General features: G+C 63.2%; 26 protein-coding genes and 3 pseudogenes. 18 read left to right on the top strand and 11 right to left on the bottom strand.

Annotated elements, in window-relative coordinates:
• Positions 1 to 101 precede the first annotated feature (101 nt).
• The 3 genes and pseudogenes from RFN28_RS10475 to RFN28_RS10470 form a co-directional block, all read right to left on the bottom strand.
• Positions 102 to 947, bottom strand: a complete 846-nt coding sequence (locus RFN28_RS10475) for a Fic/DOC family protein (protein ID WP_320287264.1) — start codon at positions 945 to 947, stop codon at positions 102 to 104.
• The gene (locus tag RFN28_RS34835; protein ID WP_430677725.1) at positions 940 to 1,179 is read right to left on the bottom strand and encodes an antitoxin VbhA family protein; all 240 of its coding nucleotides are present in this window, start codon (positions 1,177 to 1,179) and stop codon (positions 940 to 942) included. The genes RFN28_RS10475 and RFN28_RS34835 overlap by 8 nt, the downstream gene beginning before the upstream one ends.
• A 236-nt stretch (positions 1,180 to 1,415) precedes the next feature.
• Positions 1,416 to 1,538: pseudogene (locus tag RFN28_RS10470) on the bottom strand (arsenic resistance protein); the annotation flags it as partial.
• A 7-nt stretch (positions 1,539 to 1,545) separates the two neighbouring features.
• On the opposite strand from RFN28_RS10470, the pseudogene RFN28_RS10465 reads away from it, so the two are divergent.
• The 6 genes and pseudogenes from RFN28_RS10465 to RFN28_RS10440 all read left to right on the top strand — a co-directional run.
• A pseudogene (locus RFN28_RS10465) lies at positions 1,546 to 1,830 on the top strand (DUF6428 family protein); the annotation flags it as partial.
• Between the two features lie 544 nt (positions 1,831 to 2,374).
• The gene (locus RFN28_RS10460; protein WP_320287263.1) at positions 2,375 to 2,524 is read left to right on the top strand and encodes a hypothetical protein; all 150 of its coding nucleotides are present in this window, start codon (positions 2,375 to 2,377) and stop codon (positions 2,522 to 2,524) included.
• 98 nt (positions 2,525 to 2,622) lie between these two features.
• Positions 2,623 to 3,237: a hypothetical protein gene (locus tag RFN28_RS10455; protein WP_320287262.1), complete on the top strand. Its 615-nt coding sequence runs from the start codon at positions 2,623 to 2,625 to the stop codon at positions 3,235 to 3,237.
• A 25-nt stretch (positions 3,238 to 3,262) separates the two neighbouring features.
• Entirely contained in the window at positions 3,263 to 5,593 is a 2,331-nt protein-coding gene (locus RFN28_RS10450) for a TnsB C-terminal domain-containing protein (protein WP_320287261.1), read from the top strand.
• Between the two features lie 3 nt (positions 5,594 to 5,596).
• On the top strand, positions 5,597 to 6,712 hold the full coding sequence (locus RFN28_RS10445; protein WP_320287260.1) for an ATP-binding protein: 1,116 nt from the start codon (positions 5,597 to 5,599) through the stop codon (positions 6,710 to 6,712).
• Positions 6,709 to 8,562, top strand: a complete 1,854-nt coding sequence (locus RFN28_RS10440) for a TniQ family protein (protein WP_320287259.1) — start codon at positions 6,709 to 6,711, stop codon at positions 8,560 to 8,562. The genes RFN28_RS10445 and RFN28_RS10440 overlap by 4 nt, the downstream gene beginning before the upstream one ends.
• A 369-nt stretch (positions 8,563 to 8,931) precedes the next feature.
• On the opposite strand, the gene RFN28_RS10435 is transcribed toward RFN28_RS10440, so the two are convergent.
• Positions 8,932 to 9,288: a hypothetical protein gene (locus RFN28_RS10435; protein ID WP_320287258.1), complete on the bottom strand. Its 357-nt coding sequence runs from the start codon at positions 9,286 to 9,288 to the stop codon at positions 8,932 to 8,934.
• A 253-nt stretch (positions 9,289 to 9,541) separates the two neighbouring features.
• Here RFN28_RS10435 and RFN28_RS10430 point away from each other — a divergent pair, with 253 nt between their 5' ends.
• The 6 genes and pseudogenes from RFN28_RS10430 (at position 9,542) to RFN28_RS10405 (ending at position 12,148) form a co-directional block, all read left to right on the top strand.
• Positions 9,542 to 9,742 carry a type II toxin-antitoxin system HicA family toxin gene (locus RFN28_RS10430; RefSeq protein WP_320287290.1) on the top strand — a complete coding sequence of 67 codons (201 nt, stop codon included), beginning with the start codon at positions 9,542 to 9,544 and terminating at the stop codon, positions 9,740 to 9,742.
• Between the two features lie 4 nt (positions 9,743 to 9,746).
• A complete protein-coding gene (locus RFN28_RS10425; protein WP_320287257.1) occupies positions 9,747 to 9,953 on the top strand; it encodes a type II toxin-antitoxin system HicB family antitoxin in 207 nt (68 codons plus the stop codon).
• A gap of 60 nt (positions 9,954 to 10,013) precedes the next feature.
• Positions 10,014 to 10,384, top strand: a pseudogene (locus RFN28_RS10420) (VOC family protein).
• A 285-nt stretch (positions 10,385 to 10,669) separates the two neighbouring features.
• Positions 10,670 to 10,909, top strand: coding sequence for a hypothetical protein (locus RFN28_RS10415; protein ID WP_430677721.1), 240 nt, complete (start codon positions 10,670 to 10,672; stop codon positions 10,907 to 10,909).
• Between the two features lie 27 nt (positions 10,910 to 10,936).
• Complete coding sequence (locus RFN28_RS10410) at positions 10,937 to 11,110, top strand: hypothetical protein (RefSeq protein WP_320287256.1); 174 nt, start codon at positions 10,937 to 10,939, stop codon at positions 11,108 to 11,110.
• 126 nt (positions 11,111 to 11,236) lie between these two features.
• Positions 11,237 to 12,148: a complex I NDUFA9 subunit family protein gene (locus RFN28_RS10405; protein WP_320287255.1), complete on the top strand. Its 912-nt coding sequence runs from the start codon at positions 11,237 to 11,239 to the stop codon at positions 12,146 to 12,148.
• A 345-nt stretch (positions 12,149 to 12,493) separates the two neighbouring features.
• On the opposite strand, the gene RFN28_RS10400 is transcribed toward RFN28_RS10405, so the two are convergent.
• Positions 12,494 to 12,964 (bottom strand): YbhB/YbcL family Raf kinase inhibitor-like protein, encoded by a 471-nt coding sequence (locus RFN28_RS10400; RefSeq protein ID WP_320287289.1) that lies wholly within the window; start codon positions 12,962 to 12,964, stop codon positions 12,494 to 12,496.
• A 220-nt stretch (positions 12,965 to 13,184) separates the two neighbouring features.
• Between RFN28_RS10400 and RFN28_RS10395 the strand changes: the two genes are divergently transcribed.
• Positions 13,185 to 13,637, top strand: a complete 453-nt coding sequence (locus RFN28_RS10395) for a pyridoxamine 5'-phosphate oxidase family protein (protein WP_320287254.1) — start codon at positions 13,185 to 13,187, stop codon at positions 13,635 to 13,637.
• A gap of 325 nt (positions 13,638 to 13,962) precedes the next feature.
• On the opposite strand, the gene RFN28_RS10390 is transcribed toward RFN28_RS10395, so the two are convergent.
• Entirely contained in the window at positions 13,963 to 15,081 is a 1,119-nt protein-coding gene (locus RFN28_RS10390) for a glycoside hydrolase family 25 protein (protein WP_320287253.1), read from the bottom strand.
• Positions 15,082 to 15,377: 296 nt separating this feature from the next.
• Between RFN28_RS10390 and RFN28_RS10385 the strand changes: the two genes are divergently transcribed.
• Positions 15,378 to 16,349, top strand: a complete 972-nt coding sequence (locus tag RFN28_RS10385; RefSeq protein WP_320287252.1) for a Tim44 domain-containing protein — start codon at positions 15,378 to 15,380, stop codon at positions 16,347 to 16,349.
• A gap of 182 nt (positions 16,350 to 16,531) precedes the next feature.
• Here RFN28_RS10385 and RFN28_RS10380 read toward each other — a convergent pair whose 3' ends face one another.
• Together RFN28_RS10380 and RFN28_RS10375 are read right to left on the bottom strand one after the other, a co-directional pair.
• On the bottom strand, positions 16,532 to 17,323 hold the full coding sequence (locus tag RFN28_RS10380; RefSeq protein WP_320287251.1) for a phosphodiester glycosidase family protein: 792 nt from the start codon (positions 17,321 to 17,323) through the stop codon (positions 16,532 to 16,534).
• Positions 17,324 to 17,379: 56 nt separating this feature from the next.
• The gene (locus tag RFN28_RS10375; RefSeq protein WP_320287250.1) at positions 17,380 to 18,252 is read right to left on the bottom strand and encodes an undecaprenyl-diphosphate phosphatase; all 873 of its coding nucleotides are present in this window, start codon (positions 18,250 to 18,252) and stop codon (positions 17,380 to 17,382) included.
• Between the two features lie 183 nt (positions 18,253 to 18,435).
• On the opposite strand from RFN28_RS10375, the gene RFN28_RS10370 reads away from it, so the two are divergent.
• A complete protein-coding gene (locus tag RFN28_RS10370) occupies positions 18,436 to 19,341 on the top strand; it encodes a hypothetical protein (protein ID WP_320287249.1) in 906 nt (301 codons plus the stop codon).
• A gap of 19 nt (positions 19,342 to 19,360) precedes the next feature.
• On the opposite strand, the gene RFN28_RS10365 is transcribed toward RFN28_RS10370, so the two are convergent.
• From RFN28_RS10365 to RFN28_RS10355, 3 genes are all read right to left on the bottom strand, one after another.
• Positions 19,361 to 19,573 carry a hypothetical protein gene (locus tag RFN28_RS10365; RefSeq protein ID WP_320287248.1) on the bottom strand — a complete coding sequence of 71 codons (213 nt, stop codon included), beginning with the start codon at positions 19,571 to 19,573 and terminating at the stop codon, positions 19,361 to 19,363.
• A 149-nt stretch (positions 19,574 to 19,722) separates the two neighbouring features.
• Positions 19,723 to 20,118, bottom strand: a complete 396-nt coding sequence (locus RFN28_RS10360; protein ID WP_320287247.1) for a GFA family protein — start codon at positions 20,116 to 20,118, stop codon at positions 19,723 to 19,725.
• Positions 20,119 to 20,241: 123 nt separating this feature from the next.
• Positions 20,242 to 20,490 (bottom strand): ParB N-terminal domain-containing protein, encoded by a 249-nt coding sequence (locus tag RFN28_RS10355; RefSeq protein WP_059189249.1) that lies wholly within the window; start codon positions 20,488 to 20,490, stop codon positions 20,242 to 20,244.
• A gap of 144 nt (positions 20,491 to 20,634) precedes the next feature.
• On the opposite strand from RFN28_RS10355, the gene RFN28_RS10350 reads away from it, so the two are divergent.
• The 3 genes from RFN28_RS10350 to kce are packed head-to-tail and all read left to right on the top strand — an operon-like array spanning position 20,635 to position 24,599.
• Positions 20,635 to 22,275: a N,N-dimethylformamidase beta subunit family domain-containing protein gene (locus RFN28_RS10350; protein WP_320287246.1), complete on the top strand. Its 1,641-nt coding sequence runs from the start codon at positions 20,635 to 20,637 to the stop codon at positions 22,273 to 22,275.
• A 1-nt stretch (position 22,276) separates the two neighbouring features.
• Positions 22,277 to 23,659 carry an aminotransferase family protein gene (locus tag RFN28_RS10345; protein ID WP_320287245.1) on the top strand — a complete coding sequence of 461 codons (1,383 nt, stop codon included), beginning with the start codon at positions 22,277 to 22,279 and terminating at the stop codon, positions 23,657 to 23,659.
• Positions 23,660 to 23,669: 10 nt separating this feature from the next.
• Entirely contained in the window at positions 23,670 to 24,599 is a 930-nt protein-coding gene (kce, locus tag RFN28_RS10340) for a 3,5-dioxohexanoate:acetyl-CoA acetone transferase (protein ID WP_320287244.1), read from the top strand.
• Positions 24,600 to 24,677 lie beyond the last annotated feature (78 nt).

Raw genomic sequence — 24,677 nt, 5'->3', positions numbered from 1 at the left:
GTTCGAACCATGGCGCTGACATCGCATCAGAGGTTCGGCATCGTTAAACGGCTTTCGTGGGAGTCCGCTCGCTCTCACATTTCGGGGCGGAAGCTGGGACCTCACCAGTATTTCGGCTTGATCTCCAGCGCGTCGCCCGACGCTGTGCCGTCTGGTACATCGCTTGCGTCTCCGACCGCGATCCACTCCTGCTCTGAGTTTTCCACTCGCATCATGAAGTCAGGCGCTGCCACGCCCACCAGCTTGCCCGAATACGCTTGTCCTGCGGTGGTCGTAGCGATGTAGAGGTCGTTCCAAAGCACGGACTTCGAGCCTCGAAGGAAGTTTAAGCCTTTCCTGAGCGCAGCGGTGCGACGGTCGTCGGATATCTCCAGGAATAGCCTCTTCATCGGGGCGGCATCGCCGCGGGCACCAGAGATACTGGCAGCGACCACGCGCTCTCTTGTCACGACGTCCCAGGCGAGATCGTTTCCGCAGGCTCGCGCCAACAGCTTGAAAAAGAGACGTTGCGTCCGGCCGTTGCCTTCCCGGAACGGGTGGACATTGTTTAGCGTCACGAAGAACGGCGCCATCGAGGCGGCGAATTCGGCGTCAGACAGCGCGGATAACGTTTCGATCGAAGGCAGGGACCGGAAGAGCGCAGTCGCTTCAGCCTTGATCCTCAGAGGAGCCGTGAATGAGGTGACCCCAGCGGCGGACCCCTCATGCGCCTGCTTCGCCAGTCCGGCAATCCGAGTCTTTCCAGCCCAAGTGTACACGTCCCCGAAAAGCATCTCATGAAGCTTTTCGAGCTTCGCGAGGTCAAAGGGGCCATGCGGAGGATCGCCGAGAATCTTAACGTCACGGGCGGCGGCAATTCGCGCCTCGAACGCGGCCAACTCATTCTGATCAGTAAATCCGAGCTTGTTCTTCAGGACACCCTTGGCGTCGAGATAAGGATCACGCACTCGCGCCAGCTCTTCGCCCGGCGCGAGCTTGGTTCCTCTCGGTCGCCTGCCGGACCTGCTCCTCGACCCATTCATCTAGTTCTTGGGTCGTCAGCTCCTCGGCAGCCCACCTGCCCAGCACCGACCTGGCTTCTTCGTCGAGTTCCACGCCCTCTATACGAGCGGAAGCGATCGCGTGAACGACGGCCTCCTCACGGGTAAGCCGTGTATCGTGTCGTTTAGCGTTGGGCATGAATTACTCTCCATGGCTGCGTGATTCGATCATACCCGATGCAGGTGCAACGGAGAAGATTGGAACTCGTTCCAGGCGCAGCACAACCGACTACCCGGCGTCTTGCGTATTGGTCATCGGCTACGCCTTCCAGGCGCTCTTGACGCTTTTTTCGTGAGTGGAAGGACGTGCGAGGCGTTCGGCAATGTCGGCTTCTTTCCGCTGGTGCGGATCATGGCAAGCGAGTTCGGGTATAGTCATTTCGCTGACTCAGAGGCCTCGGAAAGGCCCTCCCCGCGTTCGTACCAGTCCTTGGAGCGGTTCACGACCCAGACGACGGACAGCATGACGGGAACCTCGACAAGGACGCCCACCACGGTGAACGAGGACCGCACGCACATGCCTGCGGGCAAGTTCTCGGCGATCATCCGCAAGGTCACCGAACACGTCGCCCTCGACATTTCGGCGAAGCTAACGTTCGAGGTCAGCGACGGCATCAGGCCGATGCAGCTCTATCGGGCCGCCCTGCCTCAGATCGTGGTAGACGAAATCCACGTCGAACTGCCGCCGCGTCCAGCGAGTTGCAAGCCACGCGACAGGTGGCTCGCAGAGCAATCAAAGCCGTCGGCGTGTTGCGGGACTTCGGGGCAGACACAGTCCTGTTGCAGATAGGGCAGCGGTTCTCCGCTCCTCCCTGCCGGAAGTCGTGATTTCACCCTGGTTCACGCAATTCGCGGGCACCCGCCACCAACCTGTGCAGCATTTGGATCGTCCTGAAGCGCTCGAGGCGCGAGAAGGCTTGGTCGACTTCTGCCACGCGATCTCGCGAAGCCTCTCTCCTCGAAATCGCATTGCCCTGGCGGCGTTCAAGTGGGCCGACCAATGTTGCCCCCTACTCCACCGACACATCCCGATCGAACTGCGATCGAAATAGTTCGGATCCGAGCAATTTGTATCACGCCGTTTACCTTTTCGAAGGATCCGCGCCCTATATGCCGCCTTCCCTGGCGCAAGCTGGGCAATTGAGGACAAACTGATGCTTGCAACACGCATATCGATAGCGACGCGGGACGGCCGCGAAGCACGAGGCTGAGGCCTCCGGTATGTTGTGCCGGAGAACCCTCGCTCCGGCTTCCTGACCCTCCCAGGAACTGTCGACCGCCACGGCGCCCGCCAGGGGAACGCTGTCGGCGCGCGCACAAAAGGAGGGCTCAACATGCGCAAGAAAATTGCAACCAACCGATTTATTCCGCGTGCTCCGCTGCGGGAGGAACTCAGGCCGGACTGGCTGTCCTCGGCTGCAGTGCTTCGCCCCAAGGAGGGTGACGACGCTGCCGCCGAAAGGAGCTTGCACATAGCGGGCTGACGCCGGCTGCGCGGTCGTGGACTCCTCCGGAGCCCACCCGCGCGTCGCGGAAGCTGTCGCGCCCCGCTGCTCAGAAAGGGGGATCGGTGGGGGGCGGGATGCCCTTGCGCTCCACCGCCTCCTATCGAGGAACCGTGGTCGACCATGCCCTGAACCGGGAGTTCGTCTACGAGAGCAAGCTCGAGCGCGGCTTCATCTACATCTCGCTGGCCAGTGGCCTGGTCGAGGACTACCTCGATCAGCCGCCTCCGGTCGAATACTCGGATGAAAACGGGAGGCTCGCCATGCACACCTTTGACGCTTTCGTGGACCTCGTCGACGGCACCCGCGCAGCCGTCGACGTGAAGCCGAAGGGCAAGGTCGTCAAATCGGGAATCGTTCAAGTCCAGCGGCTGATCGAGCAACAGCACGGGAAGTCGGTTGCTGACGTCTATCGGATCCGGACCGAGGATCACATCCACCCGGACGACGTGGCGGACGCGAAGCTCCTGCTTCGCGCTCGTCGGCTGCTTTGCGAGAAGGCCGACACGGTCGTCGCCGGACTTGCCGCTAGCTTGCACGGCTGGTGCCGCCTTCGCGACCTGGTGGCTGCTTCCGGCATCGGCGGCGACGCCTTCAACGCCATCGTCCGCCTAATCGGCATGGGCGGACTGGAGGTCTGGGACCACGCCCGGATTTCCTACGAATGCTTCGTCAGGCGCGCCCGCGCCTGACCTTTATCAGACAAGGAGAATTACTATGAACGTCTTCAACGGCAATGCCTTCCGCTCGTCCGCTCCGACAACCTACGGTTTCGAACCGGGCCACGTCTTCGCAATCAGGGAGGGATCCGACGAGCTTCTCTACAAGCACATCGGCCACGACAGGCACGTGCTGACGGCCAGTCCCTTGGCCAACCCCGAACTCCGCCAGGTTTTCCCCCAGGATGAGATCAGGGAGTTGGTCGAAGCGGGCAAGCTCGACCCCCTCATGGAAAGGAACAGTGAATCCCGGCAGGTCCTTCTCGCCAGGTTGCCGGACATCAAGTCCGCCCGCGACCTCGACTGCGAGGAACAGGACCAGCTGGCCTTCTACTGGAAGCTCTGCCGCCACGTTGTCCAGATGTACGACGACGGCTTGACCAGCCTGACGGACAAGGCGCTCAAGAGGACGATCGGCAAGGTCATGGCGCGTCTGGTCTACGGCGCGGACGACGACAGTGACGATGGTCGGCAAGTCAGGCGCGGCAAGCGTGACGCTGCTATCACGCGGGAAATCTCGGCCCGCAAGGCCAAGGACGCCTACCGGGCGCCCTCGCCTGCCACCGTGCGGAAATGGATTCGCGACCTGGTCCAGCACGAATGGGACCTTCTTGCGCTGCGCGACCACCGCAAGGGCCGCGTGGGCAGCCGCACGGCGAAAATCACGGACCCGCATTCCGTCGCGTTGATGGCGAAGTGGGTGCAGGCCTACCTTGACCGCAGCCGCCCGTCCGCGGCGACGCTGTACAAGCTGATGACGGGCTCGATCACGCTCGAAGAGGAGAACGCGCGGCGCGACCGGGAGGGCGCCCCTCGCCTTCGCGGTACGGAAGCGTTGTCCTTCGCTGCATCGAACCTTGCCCGAGCGGCTCAAGGCCTTCCCGCGCTCCCGGTCCCGTCGCTAAGCACCTTCGAGCGTGCGATCCGGAAGCTGGACAGCTACCAGGTGGCCCTCGCCCGGTACGGAGCAAGCCACGCGCGCCGGACGCACAAGGTGAGCGGCAGGCCGGAATCGGTTCTGTACCCTGGCGAGCGTGTCGCGCTCGATTGCTGGCGCGTCCAGCTGATGTCACTGAAGCTCCCGGAGCAATTCTGGGAAGGCATCCCCGAAGAACTCGTCGGGAAGATCGTCAAGCTCAGGCTTATGCTGTGCGTGGCGATCGACGAAGCCACCAAGGTCGTGCTTGGCGCGACGCTGTCCTGGACTGCGAACGCGGACACCTCAATTCGCACCTTGGAGATGGTCTGCCGCAACAAGGACGAGATCGCGCAGGCGGCCGGCTGCCGGTCCACCTGGCATCACGCATGCACGCCGTTGATGGTGGCAACGGACTCGGGATCCGAGTTCATTGACGCCGGGTTCCGTTGCGCGGTGACCGATATCGGCTCCGCGAACGAGATCGGTCCCGCATCGCACCCTGACGCGCGAGGCGTCGTCGAGCGCTTCTTCGAAACCACCGACTCCCAGCTGCTGCCGTTCTTCCAGGGCCGCACGTTCTCCAGCGTCGGCGACAAGGGCGAAGCCAACCCGGAAGCGCTGGCGAACGTGATCTCGGCTGTCCTCGGGCCCGCACTGGTTCGCTATTTCGTGGACGTCTACCACAACTCTCCCCATGCCGGCCTCGGCGGCCAGACACCGAACGACGCTTGGGAAGAGCGGGCCGCTCTGTTCAAGGTCGTGCCTCCGCCTGCGAACGAGGTCATGACGGTTGCGTTCGGCTTCTCGGACAACAGGCGCATCCAGAACCGTGGCATTCGATTCTACGGCCTGTATTTCCGCAATGAGGCGTCGGCAGAGCTTCGCCGCGAGGTGGGGCAAGCGGATGTCCGCATCAGGGCCAATCTCGAAGACCTCGAGATGATCTGGGTTTCCAAGAACGTGCCTGGAGCCAAGTGGTTTGCCGTTCCTTGCGACATGCCCATGAAAGGCGTTTCCGCAGCCCTGTGGGAGGAGACGGCGGCTGCGCTGCGGCGCAAGCACGCCGACGTAGCCAAACTCAGCGACCACGTCGTTCAAGCCGCTCTCCTCGACCTGCGCGAGACCGGCAGGCATTCGGCGTCGGTTGCCGGGATCGGCCCTTCGACGATCTCCAACGATGAGGTCCGCCGCCGAGAGGCGGAGATCGTGCGGCACTTCAACTACACCACGGTGGGCGACCGCGGCCAGACGTTCGACGACCTAGAGGGTGACGACCTCCAGAGCGACAACTTGCTGGCAGCTGCTGACGACTCCCAGGTTCCGGAAACCATGGACAGGGACGGTGACACGCCGGCTCCGGCCGCGCGGCGCCGCGGCCGTCTGAAGTCCGATTTTCTTAGGAAGGATTGATCGATGAACATGATGAACACCTCTGGTCCGGGCGGCAGGTCCGCCGCATTCCTCAACCGGATCGTGTCGAACCAGACCGACAAGCGCCGCACGGTGAATGAGGCGGTGGGCCGAGTCCTCTCGGCCTACCTGCCCACGGTGTATGACGAGCAGCTCCGCGAGCAGATCGACTGGCTCCTGGACTCCATGCTTCTGGAACTTGGCGAGCAGCCTGGCGTGGCCGGGGCGGAAGGCATGGTGCGCGGCGGCCGCGCGCTCGTCGTCACAGGACAGGCGGGAGCGGGCAAGAGCCGCGCGCTCGCCCACGCCTTCGCCAGCCGTCCGGAGTTCGAGGGCTTCGGGAAGCCTGGCGAGTGGTGCCCGCTGCTGTCCGTCGTGGCCCCCTCCCCGTTCACGCTGGGCGCGCTCGGCAACGAGATCGCCCGCAAGCTCGGCTACCACGGCCGCCGGGAAATCCAGCACAGCAAGGTCTGGCCCGTCGTGCGCGAGCTGATGGCCGAGTGCGGGGTGCGAATCCTCCATATCGACGAGGCGCAGCACGGGGACGAGATCAAGAGCGACACCATGGCCCAGGAGGTGGAGAACACGCTCAAGCGGATGATGCAGGAGGCGGACTGGCCGATCTGGCTGATCCTGTCCGGCCTGCCCGAGCTGTCGCGCTTCTGCCAGAACGACGCTTCCATGAAGAGGCGCGTCCGCGTGCTGCCCTTCGAGGCGCTGGCATTTCCGGACCATGCGGAGTCGGTGCGGCAGACAGTCCGGGACCTGGTGGCCATGTGCCCGTCCGTCGGCTGTCGCGAGCTTCAGGCGGACGCTTTCGCGCACCGCCTTCTCCACGCGGCCACCTACCAGTTTGGCATCGTCGTCGAATACGTACAGGACGCGATTGCGGAATGCTTGATGGTGGAAGGCGGCGGGGAACTCGGCTTCGGCCATTTCGCGGATGTCTACGCCATCCGCACGGGCGTGAGGGACGACGATCTCAATCCTTTCCTTGCTGATGACTGGACCGCGATCCCGGTCGAGGCAGCGCTCTACGAGGACGTTGTCGACGAGGTCGGTAAGCCTACTGGCGCACGCAAGCCGAAGGGGCGCAGCACGAAGGGAGTCAGGCAATGAGGCTTTCGCTTACCTTGGAGCTGGGAGACCGCGAGACCCCGCCGGATTTCGCCTCGCGGCTGTCGACGAGAGCCTGCCGGGATGACATGCGCGAGTTCTGCCGCGACTTCGGCATCGATCCGCAAGGGGTCATCAACGGGCAGCCGGACGGAGTCTTCGCTCTCGCCGACCTGGCGGGTGTGGACCGGGATCGGCTGCTGAGGGAATCGTTCACCCGTTTGGACGGCCCGAAGCGGCAGTTCCGGCACCGGGGCCAAGAGCTCCTGCAGTCCAGCCTCGTGCGCAACCGCGTGCGGATGTGCCCCGCCTGCATGGCCGAGGATATCGAGCGCCTCGACTGCCGCCTGGCTGCCAGGCCGCACCGCCGGAGCATGTGGCTGATCCGAGGAATGCGCACCTGCGACAGGCACGGAATGGCTCTCGCCGAGGTCGGGAAGCTCGACGGACCGCATGTCATTCACGATGCCTCGCGGGCGATCGCGGATGCCATCCCCCGCCTGCAATTCTTGGCCGACGCAGCGGTGCTCCGCTCGCCCTCGAAGCTCGAGCTCTATGTGGCCAGGCGGCTGCAGGGCACGGCTTCCGGATCCTGGCTCGACGGATTGCCCCTCTATGCGGCCCTGCACCTCCCGCTCGTCACCGGCGCGGTTGCGCTGCACGGGCCGAAGGTGGCGCTGGACGACCTCGATGGCGACGAAGCCTGGGAATGCGAGGCGGCCGGCTTCGAGATCGTGGACAAGGGCGCTGCTGGCATCAGGTCGTTCCTGGACGAGCTCCAGGGGCCATTCCGTTCCCGTCGTTCCAGCGCGGGTCCGAAGGTCATGTACGGGCGTCTTTACGACTGGCTGGCGCACGAAAGCGAGGACCGCGTCTACGATCCTGTCCGGGACATCATCCTTGAGCATGCAGTCGAGACGCTGCCCTTCGGTCCGGGCGACACGCTGTTCGGACGTGATGTGGGCGCTCGTCGGCTTCATTCAGTGCACACGGCCGCCCAGGAGTTCGCCGTGCACCCGAAACGCCTGCGGAAGGCGCTCAGGAAGGCGGGACTTGCCGGAAAGGACTCGGATTCACTGATCGACAACAGGGTGGTCGCCGATCCGGACCAGGTGACCGTCCTCGCAAGAGAACTGAAGGAGGCGATGAACATGACCGCGGCGCGAGCCTACCTGAATGTGCCGCGGCCTCACGACGAGGGCTTGGTCCAGACCGGATTAATCAAGCCGATGATCGAGAAGCCACGAAGCAGAGCCGGGATGCACTACACGTTCAGGAAGGCTGATCTCGACGAGTTCCTCGAGCGGTTGCTGCGCAAGGCCGACCCGGCCCTCGGTGACGATCCCGCCTTCGAAACTCTCCTGAAGGCGGCAAAGAGGTGCTGCTGCCCTGTTATGGACGTGGTCCGGCTTGTGTTGGACGGAAAGCTCGAACGGGTCGGACGCAGCCCCGCAGAGCGCGGATTTCTTTCGGTGCTAGTCGATGCCAGGGAAGTCAGGCCCCACGTGGTCGGGCCTGCATACGACGGCCTTTCGTTGCGCGAGGTGGAGAAGCGGCTGCCTGCCAAGAGCGCCGCCGTGAAGGCTCTGGTCGGGAAGGGACTTCTCGCCACCGTTACGGTGAAGAATCCAGTGACCGGGTGGATGCAGCCGATTGTCCGCGAGGAGGAACTGGAACGGTTCGAGCGGGAATATGTATCGCTCCACAAGCTGGCGCAGGAGCGAGTCGAGCATTTCGCGCGGGTGAAGAAGTCGCTCGTGGCGGCCGGTGTCGCCCCAGTCGGCGATCCCGACGAGCTGAAGCAGACGCTCTACCGCAGGTGCGACATCCCGCCCTCGTCGATGCCGAGTTGAAAGGTTGAAGGCATGAACCGGATGGTAACGAAAGTGAGCCAGATACCTCCAGCAGGCACTACGGAGCGTTAACCGTGAGAACTGACCGCCCTCAATCTCCCCATCTTCCGCAGCCACTTGGCGTATCAGACGAATTGGCCGAGATGCTTCATCCTGATCAGTCATGGTTGCGGACATCTAGGTTTCGAGGCGCCGAATACCGCCCGCTCGCCAACGGCTACTCGATGCTTGTCATGATTGATGACACCGGAAGAGATTGGTACCTGGTCTTCGACGACGGAGGGGTGTTGATCCCCGGAGTGTATGAAACACCAGGGGCTGCTATGAATGCGGCGAGGAAACACCGCGAGGAACGGCAAGCTACTAGTTTTAAACCGTGACTGGAGGACGGTTCCGGTTTTCGAACGCCTGTCGGTCTTCTGGCGTGAGCTTGATAAGTCCCAATTTCACCCACTCGACATTGACCGGGTGGTCCCATTTCATGAGTGAATGGCGACCGTGTTTCGCCTCGTATTCGAAAGATTTTGCTGATCTTACCTCCAGTTCGCCGTAAGCGGTTGCCACCTCCTTGTCTTGAGAATTCCGGAGCCTGCTTCCGAAGTCGGACATGAAGCCTTTCAGCACGGAATAGTCACCCCGGCCTTCGGCGTACAGCATAGCGCTCAGAACTGTTCCGTCGTCCTCTTCAGGTGACCGACCCCAGTGGATATCTGATTTAACGTTCATATCCGCTCTCCATCCGCACTCATGTCATCACGATGCCCGGCAGCGCTGTCGACGCAACCACAAACGACATCGCCTCAACCTTCCTTCAGGATGAGTGCCGGCGCTGCGGCGTCAAACCCGAAAATCAATTGAGATGCGCGGATTTCTGAGCAGCCTTCGTGCGAAGAGGCGATGAGGCAGCATGAAGCTAATGGAAAAAAGATGTAGCAATTCCAACCACTTACCTTCGGTGGTGAGCGAGAATTAGTGACGCATCAGGCGTCGGCTCACGGTTCGCGAGATCATTCGCTTGCTGGGGGCCGACGGCTGGTATCTGGTTGCAACAAAAGGCAGCCATCGCCAATATAAGCACAAGATCAAAGCCGGCCGCGTCACCGTGGCCGGTAAGCTGTCGGAAGAGGTTGCACCGGGAACGTTGAACAGCATCCTCAAGCAGTCCGGCCTGAAGGAATGAAAGCATGCGCTACGCAGTGGTGATTGAAAGAGCCGGGGACAATTTTTCCGCTTATGTGCCGGATCTTCCCGGCTGCATCGCGACAGGTGCGACGGTGCCTGAAGTCGAAAACGAAATCCGCGACGCGATACGTTTCCATATCGAGGGCTTGCGCGCTGACGGTTTGGAGGTTCCCAAAGCCGTCAGCTTGGCGGAATATGTAGAGGCATAGAGCCCTCCGGAACTGCAAGTCGGGCGGCCGGCAATGCCGCCGAGCACTGCGACGGTGTGAATGATCGATCACATCACCATCGAAGTCAGCGACCTCGAGAAGAGCAAGCTCTTCCACGAAAAGGCTTTTGCGCCCTTGGGGTATCGCCTCTCCTTCGGCAAGGAAGGCGTGTTCTGGGCTTTCGATGTCGGCAATGGCTGCCTGTTCGAGATCCAGCGCACGGGCGAGAAGCCGCCGCTCACCCGTCTGCATGTCGCCTTCCGGGTGAAGAGCAAGGCAGAGGTCGATGCGTTCTATCGCGCAGCACTCGAAGCGGGTGCTGCGGACAATGCCCGCCCGGGTTGCGTCCCCATTATGCGGAGAATTACTACGCCTGCTTCGTGCTCGATCCCGATGGCTACAACATCGAGGCGATGATCAACGAGGCGTAGCGCGCGCCCTCTCCTTCTCCCCTTGTGGGAGAAGGTGGATCGGCGCGAAGGCGCCGAGACGGATGAGGGGTGCTGGAAGGAATGAGACGCTGGCGATTCTGTCGCTGCGTCAACGCTGGCGAAGGTCTGCGCCACCGGCCGCTTCGCGGCCACCTTCTCCCACAAGGGGAGAAGGGAAGAAGCGTTCCGGCCGATTCTCATGGAACTCCTGACCGAAAACGCAGTTCACTAGTGTGATTTCGTAGGAACTTCAAATTCACCGCATCCGCAGGGAGCCGGAAACGAATGAACGCGGTGCCACCGAAGGAAATGGACGTCGTCCTGCAACAACTGCCGCTGAGGATCGGCGCCTATGTGCCCGACGATCTGCTGGAGGATTGGTTCGCGCCGGGAACGGGCATGCGGCCCGTCAGCAAGGCAGCGCTTGCTGCCGCCGCCAGCTACGGACGACGGTTCGAATGTGAATTCAAATACTATCCCGACAGGATGGAAGGCGTGTTCTGGAAATGGGTTCCAGCGATCTGATTTGGACATGTCTGCGGAGCAAAAACAATGATGGAAGAGAAGGTTCGCGAGGCAATGGCCCTAGAGCTTGAGCGTCAAACGGAATCCGATCCTTCGAAACTGCGGCTCGAATTGGACGGAGATCGCCTTACCGCAAACGGCGATATCGACCTGCTGGCACTCGCCCCGGCGATCGTCGGCGCCGTGGCGGGCGCGCCTTAAAGCATGTCTCCCGAAGGTGGGAACCGGTTTCGGGACAAAGACATGCGTCAAACCAGAAACCTAAAGCGCACGGAGCGAATCTGAAAGATCGCGACGCGCGTTACAGGCGACGCGCGAGGAACATCGATGAAGGTTGCTGTGTTCGGCGGGACCGGGTTCCTCGGCCGCAGGATCGTCGGGCGGCTCCTGGACAAGGGCTTTGAAGTGCTGGCGGTGTCCCGCCGAGCGCGGCGGGCAGCGGTTGGCTCGGAAGCGAAGGCGCCCGACCAAGTCAAAGCGGATATTCTTGACAGATCATCGATCGGCCCAGCAATTGCCGGATCAAATGCGGTGGTGAACGCGGTCAGCCTCTATGTCGAGCATGGCGGCTTGACGTTCGAAAGGATGCACGTGACGGCGGCAGCCGATTTGGCGAGCGCCGCGCGGCAAGCCGGGGTCGAGCGGCTTGTCCATATCTCCGGGATAGGCGCGGATCCGCGATCCGCATCGAGGTATATCAAGGCACGCGGGCGCGGAGAAGGCGCGGTCAGGAACTCGTTTCCCGACACGATTGTCCTGCGCTCGGCCGTCATGATCGGGCCGGACGATGCTTTTCTCACGACGCTTGTTCGACTGGTCCGACTGCTGCCCGTCTATCCGCTGTTCGGCCAGGGAGCGACGCGGCTTCAGCCCGTCTATGTCGGCGACGTCGCCGAAGCGGTGAGCCGGTTGCTCGCTGATCCTATCCACGATGTGTCTACGTTCGAGGTCGGCGGCCCGCGTATTTTGCGTTACAGGGAGTTGGTTCGCGAAATCGCCCGAACGTTCGGCGTTCATCCAATCCTAGTACCCATGCCGTTCGCCGCCTGGAGCACCCTGGCGCTAGCGGCGGAATTTCTCCCGACGCCGCCTTTCACGCGCAACCAGATCGATCTCATGCGACAGGACAACGTGACGACAGGCGGCATGCCGGGGCTGCCGGAACTCGGCATCGAGCCGCTGGACATCGAGCAGGTCATCCCGATGATCGAAGGAAGCGGCATTAAAACAAGGACTTAAGGCGCGTCGCCTGAATCCGTTCATCACGACGCGCCTCAATGCGACCGCCAGGTGTGGAAGTCTTCTGCCGTCGGCCTGGGAAATGTCGGCTCCTCCGGCGGGATCTCTGGTGGCGTGTCCGGCGGAATATCAGGAGGCCCCCTCCCCGGTCCCGGAATAGGATCGGGTGAAGGCGGAGGAACGCCTGGCGGTTCTCCGGGCGGGTTTTCCGGCGGAGCTGGAGGCCGGGATGGTTCGGGACCGGGATCGCCCGGCATCGGTTCGGGACTATTCGGGTCTGGATTGTTCATTGCGGGCTCCCGAGTGATGCGGCCGGCGCTGCCTGACGGGAAAAGCCTTCGCCACTCAGGCGGCATGTTCGTATGTGCCCACGAGTTCCGCCGCCTCGATCGCGTGGCGCCGGGCCTCCTTCCAGATTTCCTTGACGCCGGCCTGGCCGGGAATGCCGAGGCTCGGCACATCGAGAGCCGCCAGCCGGAAATGGTACTGGTGAACTCCGTGCCCTATCGGCGGGTCCGGGCCATCGTAAGAGGCGTTGCCGAAGTCGTTCTTCCCCTGTTGGAGCGCTTCGGTTCCCGGCTTCCCGTCCTCCCCTTCGGCAAGTTGCTCGACGTCGGGCGAAATATTGAAGACCGCCCAGTGGCCGAACGTCCCGCGTGGTGCATCGGGGTCGTCCACGACAAGAACCAGGCTCCTGGTCCCGTCAGGGATCCCCGACCACTTCAGAGGCGGGGAAACATTTTCACCATCGCGGGTGAAACGTTCGGGGATGGGATCGCCGTCGGCGAACGCTGGACTGGTCAGTGTCAATGGCATGTTGGTCACTTCCGCCTTTTGATGCCGCAAAGTCGATTCCAACGAATGCCCGGCCGGATCGTTTCGCGGCGCCAGCGAATTGCGGCGCGCATGCAAGTGTGTTCGTCCGGTCGGACATCGCGGCCAGGGCGCGTTGCCGCCCATGCGTTGATGCACGTCAAAGCAACGCTATCCACGATCCTTACCATGGCCACCGTCAGCAAAGACTTCGGAGGCGAAGATGGATCAGGAGCTCAAAGACAAGATTCAGACACTCTTGGATCAGCATCGGGTCATGACGGTTGCAACGCTCAGGCCGGACGGTTGGCCGCAGGCGACGACCGTGGGCTACGTCAACGAGGGCCTCACGCTCTACTTCCTCTGCGGCCTGGACAGCCAGAAGGCGGCGAATATCGCTCGGGACGATCGCGTATCCCTGACGATCGACCACGACGCGCCTCAGGTGATGGAGATTACGGGACTCTCGATGGCGGCGCGTGCACAACCGGTCACAGACAGGGCCGAGGCGGAAAAGGTTCTGAAGATGCTGCCGGATAAATATCCGCCGCAGGCTTCGCTGCCCGGCCCGATGCCGACCCCGGACCAGGTCCGCATTTTCCGCGTGATGCCAACAGTGATCTCCGTGCTCGATTACTCCAAGGGCTTTGGCCATACGGATCTCGTTACCTGCTGAGCGCGGATACGGCCGGCAAGCATTGGGCGGCAGCGAGCCGCAGTCATGTCGGTAGCCACGGTCCGCCAGCATCGCGTCTCGCGTCCGCAATCATGGCCGCGCACGCCTAAACGGCAAATCGCTTGACCCAAATCAAGGCGCCGCGACCCGTCCCGCTGTCTCCTTCACCATCTTTTCAAGGAGACTGGATGTGCCCACCGAGACCCTGATCGTCCTCGCCGTCGTTCTGGCCTACTTCGCGATCTTCATGGGCGTGCTCGCCTACGCAGCACTCGATGAATCGCGCCCGCGGCCATCCAGATAGCCGAGGCGATCCGACGGCGGATCAATCCGCGTCGGCCATCATCTGCCCGCCGCCGCCCAGCCAGTTGCGCCATTGCCGCTCGTCGCCACGGAAGACGTTGAGGTCGATGCGGCCCGTCACGCCATGCGACAGGCCGGAGCCCGAATATTGCCAGAACAGCCACTTGCGGCCCGGATAGACCTTTGTTGGGTGCGCCGCCACCGCGCGCAGCCAGAACGGATAGTCCGGGAAGGCGCCGCGCAGATTGTCGCGGTAGAAATCCGGGCTGGTGTAGATGATGGGCCGCTGGCCGTAATGGCGCTCCAGCTTGTCCATGAACACCTGCATCTTCTCCAGCACTTTTTCGCGCGATGGCCGTCGCTTGCAGGAAGAATCGCCGTTCCACTCGACATCGATCACAGGCGGCAGCGCGCCATCGACCTTCGGCACGTTGCGGATGAACCAGTCGGCCTGCTCGCCGGCGGTGCGGCACCAATAGAAGAAGTGGTAGGCGCCGCGCTTCAGCCCGGCGGCGTCCGCACCGCGCCAGTTCCTCATGAACATCGGGTCGACATGGTCGCCGCCGTCGGTCGCCTTGATATAGGCGAAGTTGGCGCCCTGGGCGCGCAGCTTTTCCCAGTTGATATTGCCCTGCCAGCGCGAGACGTCGACACCGTGCACGGCAAGGTGCCTGGGCGAGGAGCGGCCGAAATTGATCGGTTTGGCATCGCGGAAGGCATAGCGGGTGACAGGACCGGCCAGCATCGCCGGTGCGGCGCGCGACAGCCGCTTCGGCGGCGAGACGAGTGCTGCGGCCTCGACCGGCGGCTCGACGCTGTCCGGCAGGTCGGTCGCCGGGAACGCCACCGTCTCCTCCTCGGCAAGGCCGAAGGGACGCGAATTCTCGTCGTCGGGACGCTGATTGTCCTCAGGCAGCGGCGCCGGCGGCCTGATGCGCGCGGCGCCGGTCATCGACGCGGTCGCGACGGTTGTCTCGGTGTCGGCGGTCTTCACGGCTTTCGCCACCGGCGCGCTTGGCCTGACCACGGAGCTCGTCGTCTCGCTTGACGGCACCTGCAAGGCATCGACGCCCGACGTGGACGAGCAGCCGGCAAGGCAAAGCGCTGCGAGCACGAAACTGACGACGCTAGGAATCCGCATCTTGACCTGTACGCAAAACAAAACAGACCGAGGGCAGGACAGCGCCGCCGGAAGCCCCATTGCTAATGAGAAATTACCAACAAAGTTTGAATCAAAATTTACCTTTGGTCCGCCCGACCGATTCGCCCTTGGCCGCGCCGCTGTGAATCTGGAAGCCGCAAGGCCGTGATTGGATAGGCCATGTGCCTGCCGCAAGCGATGCCTTGAAAGACTGGGTCTAACCCTGCCCCAATTCGTACCCATATAGGGGGCGAGCTAGATGCGTTTGAAACGCTCCGATCTAAGGATTGTCACCAATGTCAGAATCACGGACGATCAAAGTCGCGTCGATCTTCCTGATCCTGCTGATGGCGCTTGCAAGCGTGTCCATCGGCCCGGCGGAGGCGCGCATGGGCGGCAGTTTCGGCAGCCGCGGCAGCAGGACCTTCCAGGCCCCGGCTCCGACGAAGACCGCGCCCTATACCGCGCCCGTAATGCGCTCGATGACGCCGAACACCACCCAGTCGATACCGCCGTCGCAGTCGTTTCCCGGCCAGGCACGTCCGGGATTCTGGAACGGCTTCGGTGGCGGTTTTGTCGGCGGACTGGTGGGCGGACTGCTCTTCAACGGCCTGTTCGGCATGATGCTCGGCCACGGATTTGGCGGCATCGGCGGCGGCTTCAGCTTCATTTTCCAGCTGCTGCTGATCGGCGGCCTCATAATGCTGGCGATGCGGTTTTTCAGCCGCGACAATGCCGCGCCGGCCAACATGAGAAGCTCCGGCTTGCCGTTCGGCCAGCAAGGCTGGGGAGGTGCGCAACCCAACTACTCATCCAGCGCTACGAGCCGCGGCGCGGCCGGCGCATCCGGCGTTGACGAAATCGGCATCACGGACACCGACCGGGATGCGTTCGAAAATATCCTCGGCGAAGTGCAGGCCGCCTTCAGCCGCGAGGACCACCAGGGACTGCGAAAGCTGACGACGCCCGAAATGGTTTCCTACCTTTCGGAAGAGCTGGCGGAGAACGCGACCCATGGCATCAGGAACGAGGTGACCAATCTTGAGCTGCTGGAAGGCGATATTGCGGAGGCGTGGCGAGAAGGCTCACGCGACTACGCCACGGCGGCAATGCGCTGGCACGCCATCGATGTCATGCGCAACCGCCAGACCGGCGCCGTCGAGAAGGGCGATCCGGACAATCCGGTCGAAGCGACCGAACTGTGGACCTTCACCCGCGAGGCTGGCGGGCCATGGCTGCTGTCCGCCATCCAGGACGCCTCCAACTAAAGCATGTCTCCCGAAAGTGGGAACCGGTTTCGGGATAAAGACATGCGTAAAATCAAAAACCTAAAGCGCATGGAGCGAATCTGAAAGATCGCGACGCGCTTTAGACGTGAAGGCACTGCGGTGCTATCCGCCGTGGTGCCTTCGCCTGTGCCGCTTTTGGCCGGTTGTCGACAGGTGGCGCCCTACCCGCCTCGCCTGAACACCCCGATCATCGGCCCGAGATTCCAGAAATCGTCGTTGCGGCCGATGGCCGGCGCATAGAGGCTCGAAATCGAACCGTCGAGGAAGAGCGCGTTCGGGCAGCCGAGCTCGTCGCGGAACAGGCGCGCGAATTCGTGGAAGGTCACAACATTGTTCGAGATCGCAAAGACGGCGACGCCGTCGGCGCGCACACCGACCCCGTCGCGAATCTTCCGCGAGGGGCTGCCGGCCTGGAATTTCGGGTGCAGCTTGCCGTCGATGACCAGCATCGGCCCGGACTGGGTCGCGTAGTCCACCCGCGGCGGATGCTTCAGATATTCCTTGGTCGCGCGAACGCCGGCCTCGCCGCCGCTGAGGTAGAAGATGCCGTTGGGCTGCATGGAGAAATTGCCGGTGCCCGCCCCGGTCTTCGCCGGCGTGAACTGCCTGCCCTGCTCGACATAGAGGCCGACCGGCGCGAGGTCCGGATGGTACATGCCGGCATTGATGCCGAAGAGCATGGTGCGCCCGGCGACCTCTTGGGCGCTGCGAAGATTGTGCAGCGAGCGGTAGAGCTCGCCGTCCTTGTTCTTCCAGAACAGCTCGATCGAAAATTGCTTCGGATCGGTCTCGCAGACGAGATAGGTCGCCGTCTCGAACGCGAGGTTGCGGCATGGCGGCAGCGCCGCCAGCCACTGGCCGAACCCCATGCCCGCGCCGACCGCCGCCGGCAGCGCCGATTTCACCAGCATTGCCAGCAAGGGCACCGATTTCAGCAGACTCGCAAGATCCATCAGATCACCCGAAGCGAAGCGTCAGGGTGTCGATATAGCCGATTTTGCGGCAGCCTCTAGCTCAGCCAGCCGACGGCAAGGCCGAGCAGCAGCACGACGCCGAGCAGGCCGCGATAGATGACGAAGGGCCAGGCAGAGAAGCGCTCCAGCACGCGCATCAGCCCCCATATGGCAAAGAAGGCCGAGATCGAGGCGACGATCAGCCCGACAGCCAGCACCGACCAGCCATAGGCGCCGAGATGCACCTTGTGCAGTTCCCACAGCTCCTTCAGGCCGGCGAGCGCGATGGCCGGCAGGCCGAGCAGGAAGGAAAAGCGCGCCGCTTCCGGCCGGGCGAAACCCAGCCCAAGTGCCGCCGTGAGCGTCGATCCCGAACGCGAGACGCCGGGGATCAAGGCACCGACCTGGGCGATGCCGACGAGCAGTGCGTCGAATATCGAAGCCTGGTTCAGCGTTAGCTTGTGCTTGGCGTAGATCTCGGAAAGCGCCAGCAGGATCGCCATGACGATGCAGGCCAAGCCGATGACGCTCAGGCTGCGCAGCGGCGAGTTGCAGGCGTTGAGAACGCCCGAAAGCGCAAGACCGGCGATGATGATCGGAATTGTCGCCAGCACGATGCTGATGGCCAGGCGAAAATATCGGTCGCCGAAATCGCGTCGGACGATCGCGGACAGCGAACCCACGGTGACATCCCTGACATCGCTCCAGAAATAGCTGACGACGGCGGCCAGTGCCGCCAATTGCATGGCGGCCGAGAAGGCAGAACCCGGATCCTGCCAGCCGAGCACGGCCGGCACGATCCGCATATGAGCGGTGGATGAGATCGGCAGCAGTTCAGTGATGCCTTGGACGATGCCGAGAAATGCCACCTTGGCGTAGCCCAGGCCGACAAAGCCGGTATCCAGTCCCTGCGTGCAGACGTCGGTCATCCCAGTCCTTTCTCTGAAACAAAGTGAATCGTCATTCGAAAGCCCCTCAAGGACAGGCTTAACCTCACGATCCCGTGAATCCAACTCACGGATTTGTAAGGTGCCGCTAATCCTGCTTGACTACTGGCATCTCCATATTATCATCCGCTAATCTTACGCTGTAAGGCATATCGGAGGAGGACCATGCAGACCGCCGCCCTCTCGGAACTACAGCCACCGCCGGAACCGCATGCGCCGGAGATTGCGATCGATGAGGTCTCGCGCGATCTGAGCCGCGCCCTCGAGCGTGCCGAGGTCAATGCATGGCTCGACCTCTATGACGCCGCACCCGCGGATTTCGCCACGCACCACGGTCTCTCGATCGCCCGCGACGGCGATCTCGTCTGGACCACCTGCACGAAGATCCCGTTTATCCATTTCAACTGCGTGAAGAATATCGGCGTCGACGGCCCGGCGACGGAGGAACAGGTCGATGCGCTGCTGGCGCACTACCGCGCGGCCGGCATCGTGAGGCCATGGTTTTACACCAGTCCGCATACCGAACCCTCGCGGCTGAGATGCTGGCTGGAAGCGCGCGGCCTGCAGCACCAGAGCGGCTGGGAACGAATCTTCCGCGACGCGACGCCGCTGGCGCCTGAACCGCTCTTCCCGGCCGCCGATATAGCGGTCGAGGAGGTCACGCCCGGAACGGCCGCGGAATGGGCTTCCTTCATCGACGCGAGGTACAGGCTGCCCACCTCGCCTTGGCTTGTCGCACTGGTCGGCCGCAAAGGCTGGCATCATTATATGCTGAAACGCGACGGCGCGGTGGCCGCAGTGCGCTCACTGTTCATCTCAGATGGCGCTGCCTGGAGCGGCATCGACGCGCCGGTGCCGGGTATCATGGCGCCGAGCTTCGATCTCGACGCCGTGATTGGCGAAAGGCTGGTGCGCGACGGCATCGCAGCCGGCGCGAAACTGTTCGTCGCTGACATCGAGGCGCCGCGCCCCGAACGCGATGGCCCGGCCTACCGCAACTATGCCCGGCTCGGTTTCAGGATCGCCTATTTCCGCAACCATTACAGCTACTTGCCGGCGAATTCGAGCTGATGGAAATGAGCGCACGGCGCTAGCGGTACAGCCATTGTTTCAGGCAGCTCCCGGCCACGACATGCGCCGGCGGCACCTCGGGCTGGTCGAGACGGGAATCGTCGGCGGCCCGGGCGCGAGCCTTTTCCAAGAGCATGCGAAGCTCGGCCGGGCGCACGTGATCGCGCTCCATAACGAGTTGGATCATCGGGTCGTTCAAAAGCTCGTCCAGGGTATTGATGCTCTCGCTCATCCGTCGCCTCCTCGATGCCTTCCCGCATGGCGCTTAGATAGGCAGCCAATGATGGCCCACCAATGACGCTTTGCCGGCTATCTCGTGAATCGAAGATGAAATTTTTGTGCAAGCTCTTCCTTCTCCCACAAAGGGGAGAAGGAAGAGTGCTACGCCGGCGGCGCACCCTCATATTGCGGGAGGCCGTCATCGAGCCGCACCCAGGGCTGCATGGAAGCGGTCCAGAAATGCATGTCGGGCTTGAACACGGACGGATCGTCGAGCGAGCCGGACGTGACGCCGAGGATGCCCCTGGAATCGCGACGCGAAAACAACGTCGTGCCGCAGGCTGAGCAAAAGCCGCGCTTGAGGTCCGGCGAGGAATTGACCGTCGCCACAGGCCCCTCAATCGTCACGTCGTCGATGCGGAACAGGAGCCGCGCGTTGAAGGCCGCGCCGATCGCCTTCTGGCATAGCCGGCAATGGCAGACGCGCTCGTTGATCGGCTCGACGTCGGCGCGATAGCGCACCGCGCCGCACAGGCATCCGCCCTGGTATTTCGTCATCGCCATCACCTGTTTTGTGGGAATGCAGGCACGGTAGTAGCGGCCGGCGCCGCAGGGTCAATTGAAAAGCATTGATGGGATGCGATCGGTTGCGGTGATGCGCCAGATCTCGGCGCCCTGGGGTCAGTGCCGCCGGGCCTGGACGAGATAGGCATCGATCTCGGTCTCACCGAGCCACTTGGCGGCTTCGAGCCGGTGCAGCCCTTCGACCAGGACATGGCGCTTGCCGTCGTGGCGCACCTGGATCGGCGTCTTCATGCCGTTCTCGAGGATGTCCTCGGCGAGATGGCGCACGGTCTCGGGATGCAGTGTCTTGCGGCGCGCCGTGGGCACGTAGATATCGTCGACCTTAACCTTTTGCACGCGCAGCATGTCGGCTCCTGGCGTTGAAACATCGCCTGAGGATGAAATAGTCCGTTTGCTGGATACCGCCAAGCGCTTGCTGGCCCGATCGTTTCCAATTGACGCTTGGCCGGCCATTGGTCTCAATGGCAGCCTCTTGGTTTCAGGTGTCCTTTGACGCAGCTTCCAACCGAATTCCCCGACTTCGGGCTGACGCCCGAGCAGCGCCGCGAGGCGGTGCGCGGCCACTATTACGAATGGCCGGGGATGGATGGCGAGCGCGGTGAGATCTGGTGCTACAGCGACCGATTTTCCTACCAGCCGGGCGACGCGGCGACGCTTTTCGTCAGCTCGACGGCGCCGCAATTCAACATCGCAATTACCCGCGACGGCGGCGTTGAAACCAAGGTCTTCGAGGGGGCGGGCCTGTCGGCGCGCTGGCAGGACACGCCCGGCCAATGCTCGGTCGACGGCTGCGGCTGGGAAGCGTCGTTCGAATTCCGCATCGGTGACGACTGGCCTTCCGGCGCCTATCGCGTCACGCTCTCAGCCGACGGTCGCAACGGCAAGCCGATTGAAAGCCACCATCTCTTCATCGTCGCGCCCTTACCCGGCCGCAAGCCCGGCCGCCTGCTGCAGGTCGCCGCGACCGGCACCTGGACGGCCTACAACACCTGGGGCGGCTCCAATCATTATCAGGGCATCACGGGTCCGAACCGCGACCAATACGCGACGACGGTGTCGACGCAGCGCCCCTGGTGCCGCGGCTTCGTCGTGCTGCCCAAGGAGGCACCGCGTGTGCCGCTGGAAGTCGCGATGCCGCCGAAGACCGCGCCGCGCTATCCGCATATGGAATGGGCCTTCGCCACGGGACATTCGAAGAAATACGCCTCTTCCGGCTGGGCGAGCTACGACAGCCATTTCTTCCGCTTCGCCGAGCGCGCCGGCTATCAGCTAGATCTCGTCAGCCAGCATGAGCTGCATTTCTCGCCCGATATCCTCGACGGCTACGACTGCGTCGTCTTCGTCGGCCATGACGAATACTGGACTTGGGAGATGCGCGACGCGGTCGACGCTTATGTCGAGCGCGGCGGCCATGCTGCCCGCTTTGCCGGCAATTTCATGTGGCAGACCAGACTGGAGGACGAAGGCCGCCGACAGGTCTGCTACAAATACCACGCCCGCGCCGAGGATCCTGCCTATCGCGGCGGCGATGTCACCCGCGCGACCAATTCCTGGGAAGCGCCGGAGATCGGCCGTCCGGGCAGCGCCACCTTCGGCCTCAACGCGACGAGGGGCGTCTACGCCGGCTGGGGCGGCTGCGCGCCGCGCGGCGTGCGCGGCTTCCCGGTCTACCGGCCGGAGCATTGGGCCTTTGCCGGCACCGGCATCTATTATGGCGACCTGCTCGGCGCCGATAGCCACGTCTATGGCTATGAGGTCGATGGGCTCGATTTCGAGATCCGTGGCGGACTGCCCTACCCGACCGCGACCAGCGGCGCGCCGGACGGCTTGCAGGTGCTTGCCGTCGGCATGGCGAGCCAGGTCGAGGAAAGTGCCGACATCCCGATCGAGGACCAGTTCCTGACCGACGAGGACGGCCGCTTCACCGCCGAGACTCTGTTCGGCGAGGCCAGCGACGCCAATCTCGACAAGGTCAAGCGCGGCAACGGCATGATCGTCAATTTCCAGCGCGGCAAGGGTGAAGTCTTCCACGCTGGAAGCTGCGAATGGGTCGCCGGCCTGCTGAGGCAGGACGCGATGGTCGAACGCGTGACCAAAAATGTTCTCGACCGCTATCTTGGAAAGTCCTGACATGCCGAAACCGGAAGTGCAGCCCTCGCCCGACACCGAAGCGCGGCCGCCGTCACATCTGTTCTATCTCTCCAGCCTGCGCCGGCCGCTCGTCGACCGCGCCGAAGGCATCTATTTCTGGACCAAGGATGGCCGCCGCTTCATCGATGGCTCAAGCGGGCCGATGGTCGCCAATATCGGCCATTCCAACCGCAATGTGCTCGACGCCATGAAGCGGCAGATGGACAAGACCACTTTCGCCTATCGGCTGCATTTCGAGAACGAGCCGGCGGAAGAGCTGGCGCGGGAGCTGGCGCGAAAACTGCCCGAAGGCATGGACCGCATCTTCTTCGTCTCCGGCGGCTCGGAAGCGACCGAGTCCTGCATCAAGCTCGCCCGGCAATGGGCGGTCGCCACCGGCCAACCCAAGCGCTGGAAGGTGATAGCCCGCTTCCCCTCCTATCACGGCGGCACGCTCGGCTCGCTTGCCGTCACCGGCGACGACGCGCTGGCCGAGACTTTCACGCCATTGATGCAGGTGATGCCGACGGTGCCGGCCCCCACCGCCTGGCGCGACCGGGACAATCTCTCGATGGAGCAGCGCGGCGTCCGCTACGCCGACATGCTGGAGGAAAAGATCCTCGCCGAGGGTCCGGAAAGCGTGCTCGCCTTCATCATGGAGCCGGTCGGCGGTGCTGCGACGGCAGCCCTTGTCGCGCCCGACAGCTACTATCCGCGCATCCGCGAGATCTGCGACCACTATGGCATCCTGCTCATCCATGACGAGGTGATGAGCGGTGCCGGCCGCACTGGCAAATTCCTCGGCGGCGACCATTGGAACTGCAAGCCGGACATCGTCGCGCTGTCGAAGGGGCTAGGCTCGGGCTACGCGCCGCTCGGCGCGCTGGCGGCGCCAATGCGACTTGTCGAGCCGCTGCTTGCCTCAGGCGGCTTTCAGCATGGTCACACCTATGCCGGCAATCCGCTCGCTTGTGCTGCCGGCCTCGCGGTGCTCGGCGAGATGGACCGGCTCGATCTCATCGCCAACGCCGCCGCGATGGGCGACGTGCTGGTCGGCGAATTGAAGGGGCTGGCGAAGCGTTTTCCGTTCATGGCCGACGTGCGCGGCAAGGGTCTGCTGCTTGGCGTGGAAATGGTCGCCGATCCGGAGACGCTGAAGCCCATCGACCCGGCCCGCAAGGCGACGCAGCGCCTGCTCGACCACGCCTATGCGCGCGGCCTGATCATCTATGGCCGCAAGGTCAAGGGCGGCATCGACGGCGACAATTTCATGGTGGCGCCGCCGATGATCATAACAGCTGAGCAGATCGGCGAGATGATCGCCATCATCGGCGACTCGCTGGAAGCGCTCGCCGCCGAGCTCGACCTGCCGGTCGAAGGCTGAGGGGCGAAAAATGGCGTCGAGGAAAGTCATCATCACCTGCGCCGTCACCGGTTCTGTGCACACGCCGTCCATGTCGCCGTATCTGCCGGTGACGCCCGACCAGATCGCGACCGATGCCATTGCCGCAGCGGAGGCCGGCGCCTCGATCCTGCATCTCCACGCCCGTGACCCGAAGGACGGCCGCCCGACGGCCGACCCGGACGTGTTCATGCAATTCCTGCCGCGCATCAAGCAGGCGACCGACGCGGTGATCAACATCACCACCGGAGGCTCGTCGCTGATGAGCCTCGACCAGCGGCTGGCGGCACCCTTGCGGGCGCAGCCTGAAATGTGCTCGCTCAACATGGGCTCGATGAATTTCGCGCTGTTCCCGATGCTGGAGCGGCCGCGCGAATGGCAGCACGAGTGGGAGCCGAAGCTGCTCGAGGCCACGCGCGACACGATCTTCAAGAACACGTTTGCCGATATGGAGTCGATCCTCGAAAAACTCGGCAAAGGCTGCGGCGCGCGCTTCGAATTTGAATGCTACGATGTCGGCCATCTCTATTCGTTGGCGCATTTGCGCGATCGCGGCCTGGTATCGGGTCCGCTGTTCCTCCAGTTCGTGCTCGGCATTCTCGGCGGCATCGGCGCCGATCCAGACAATCTCATCCACATGAAGCGCATCGCCGACAAGCTGTTCGGCGACAGCTACCGGTTCTCGGTGCTTGCCGCCGGCCGCAACCAGATGCCCTTGATCTCGATCGCCGCCGCGATGGGCGGCAATGTCCGCGTCGGGCTCGAGGACAGCCTCTATGACGGGCGTCAGCTGGCGAAATCGAATGCCGACCAAGTGCGCCGCATCCGCGGCATTCTCGACGGCCTGTCGCTGGAGGTCGCAACGCCAGCAGAAGCGCGCGAAATGCTGGCGCTGAAGGGCGGCGACCGGGTGGCGTTTTGAGACATCCTGAGATGTTTGCGTTCCGCCCCACCCCTCTCTGGCCTGCCGGCCATCTCCCCCGCAAGGGGGGAGATCGGA

The sequence above is a fragment of the Mesorhizobium album genome (assembly GCF_033977205.1).
GTDB lineage: Bacteria > Pseudomonadota > Alphaproteobacteria > Rhizobiales > Rhizobiaceae > Mesorhizobium > Mesorhizobium album.
Note: the sequence above shows the minus strand (reverse complement) of the source record. Positions and strands in the feature narration are given on the sequence as shown.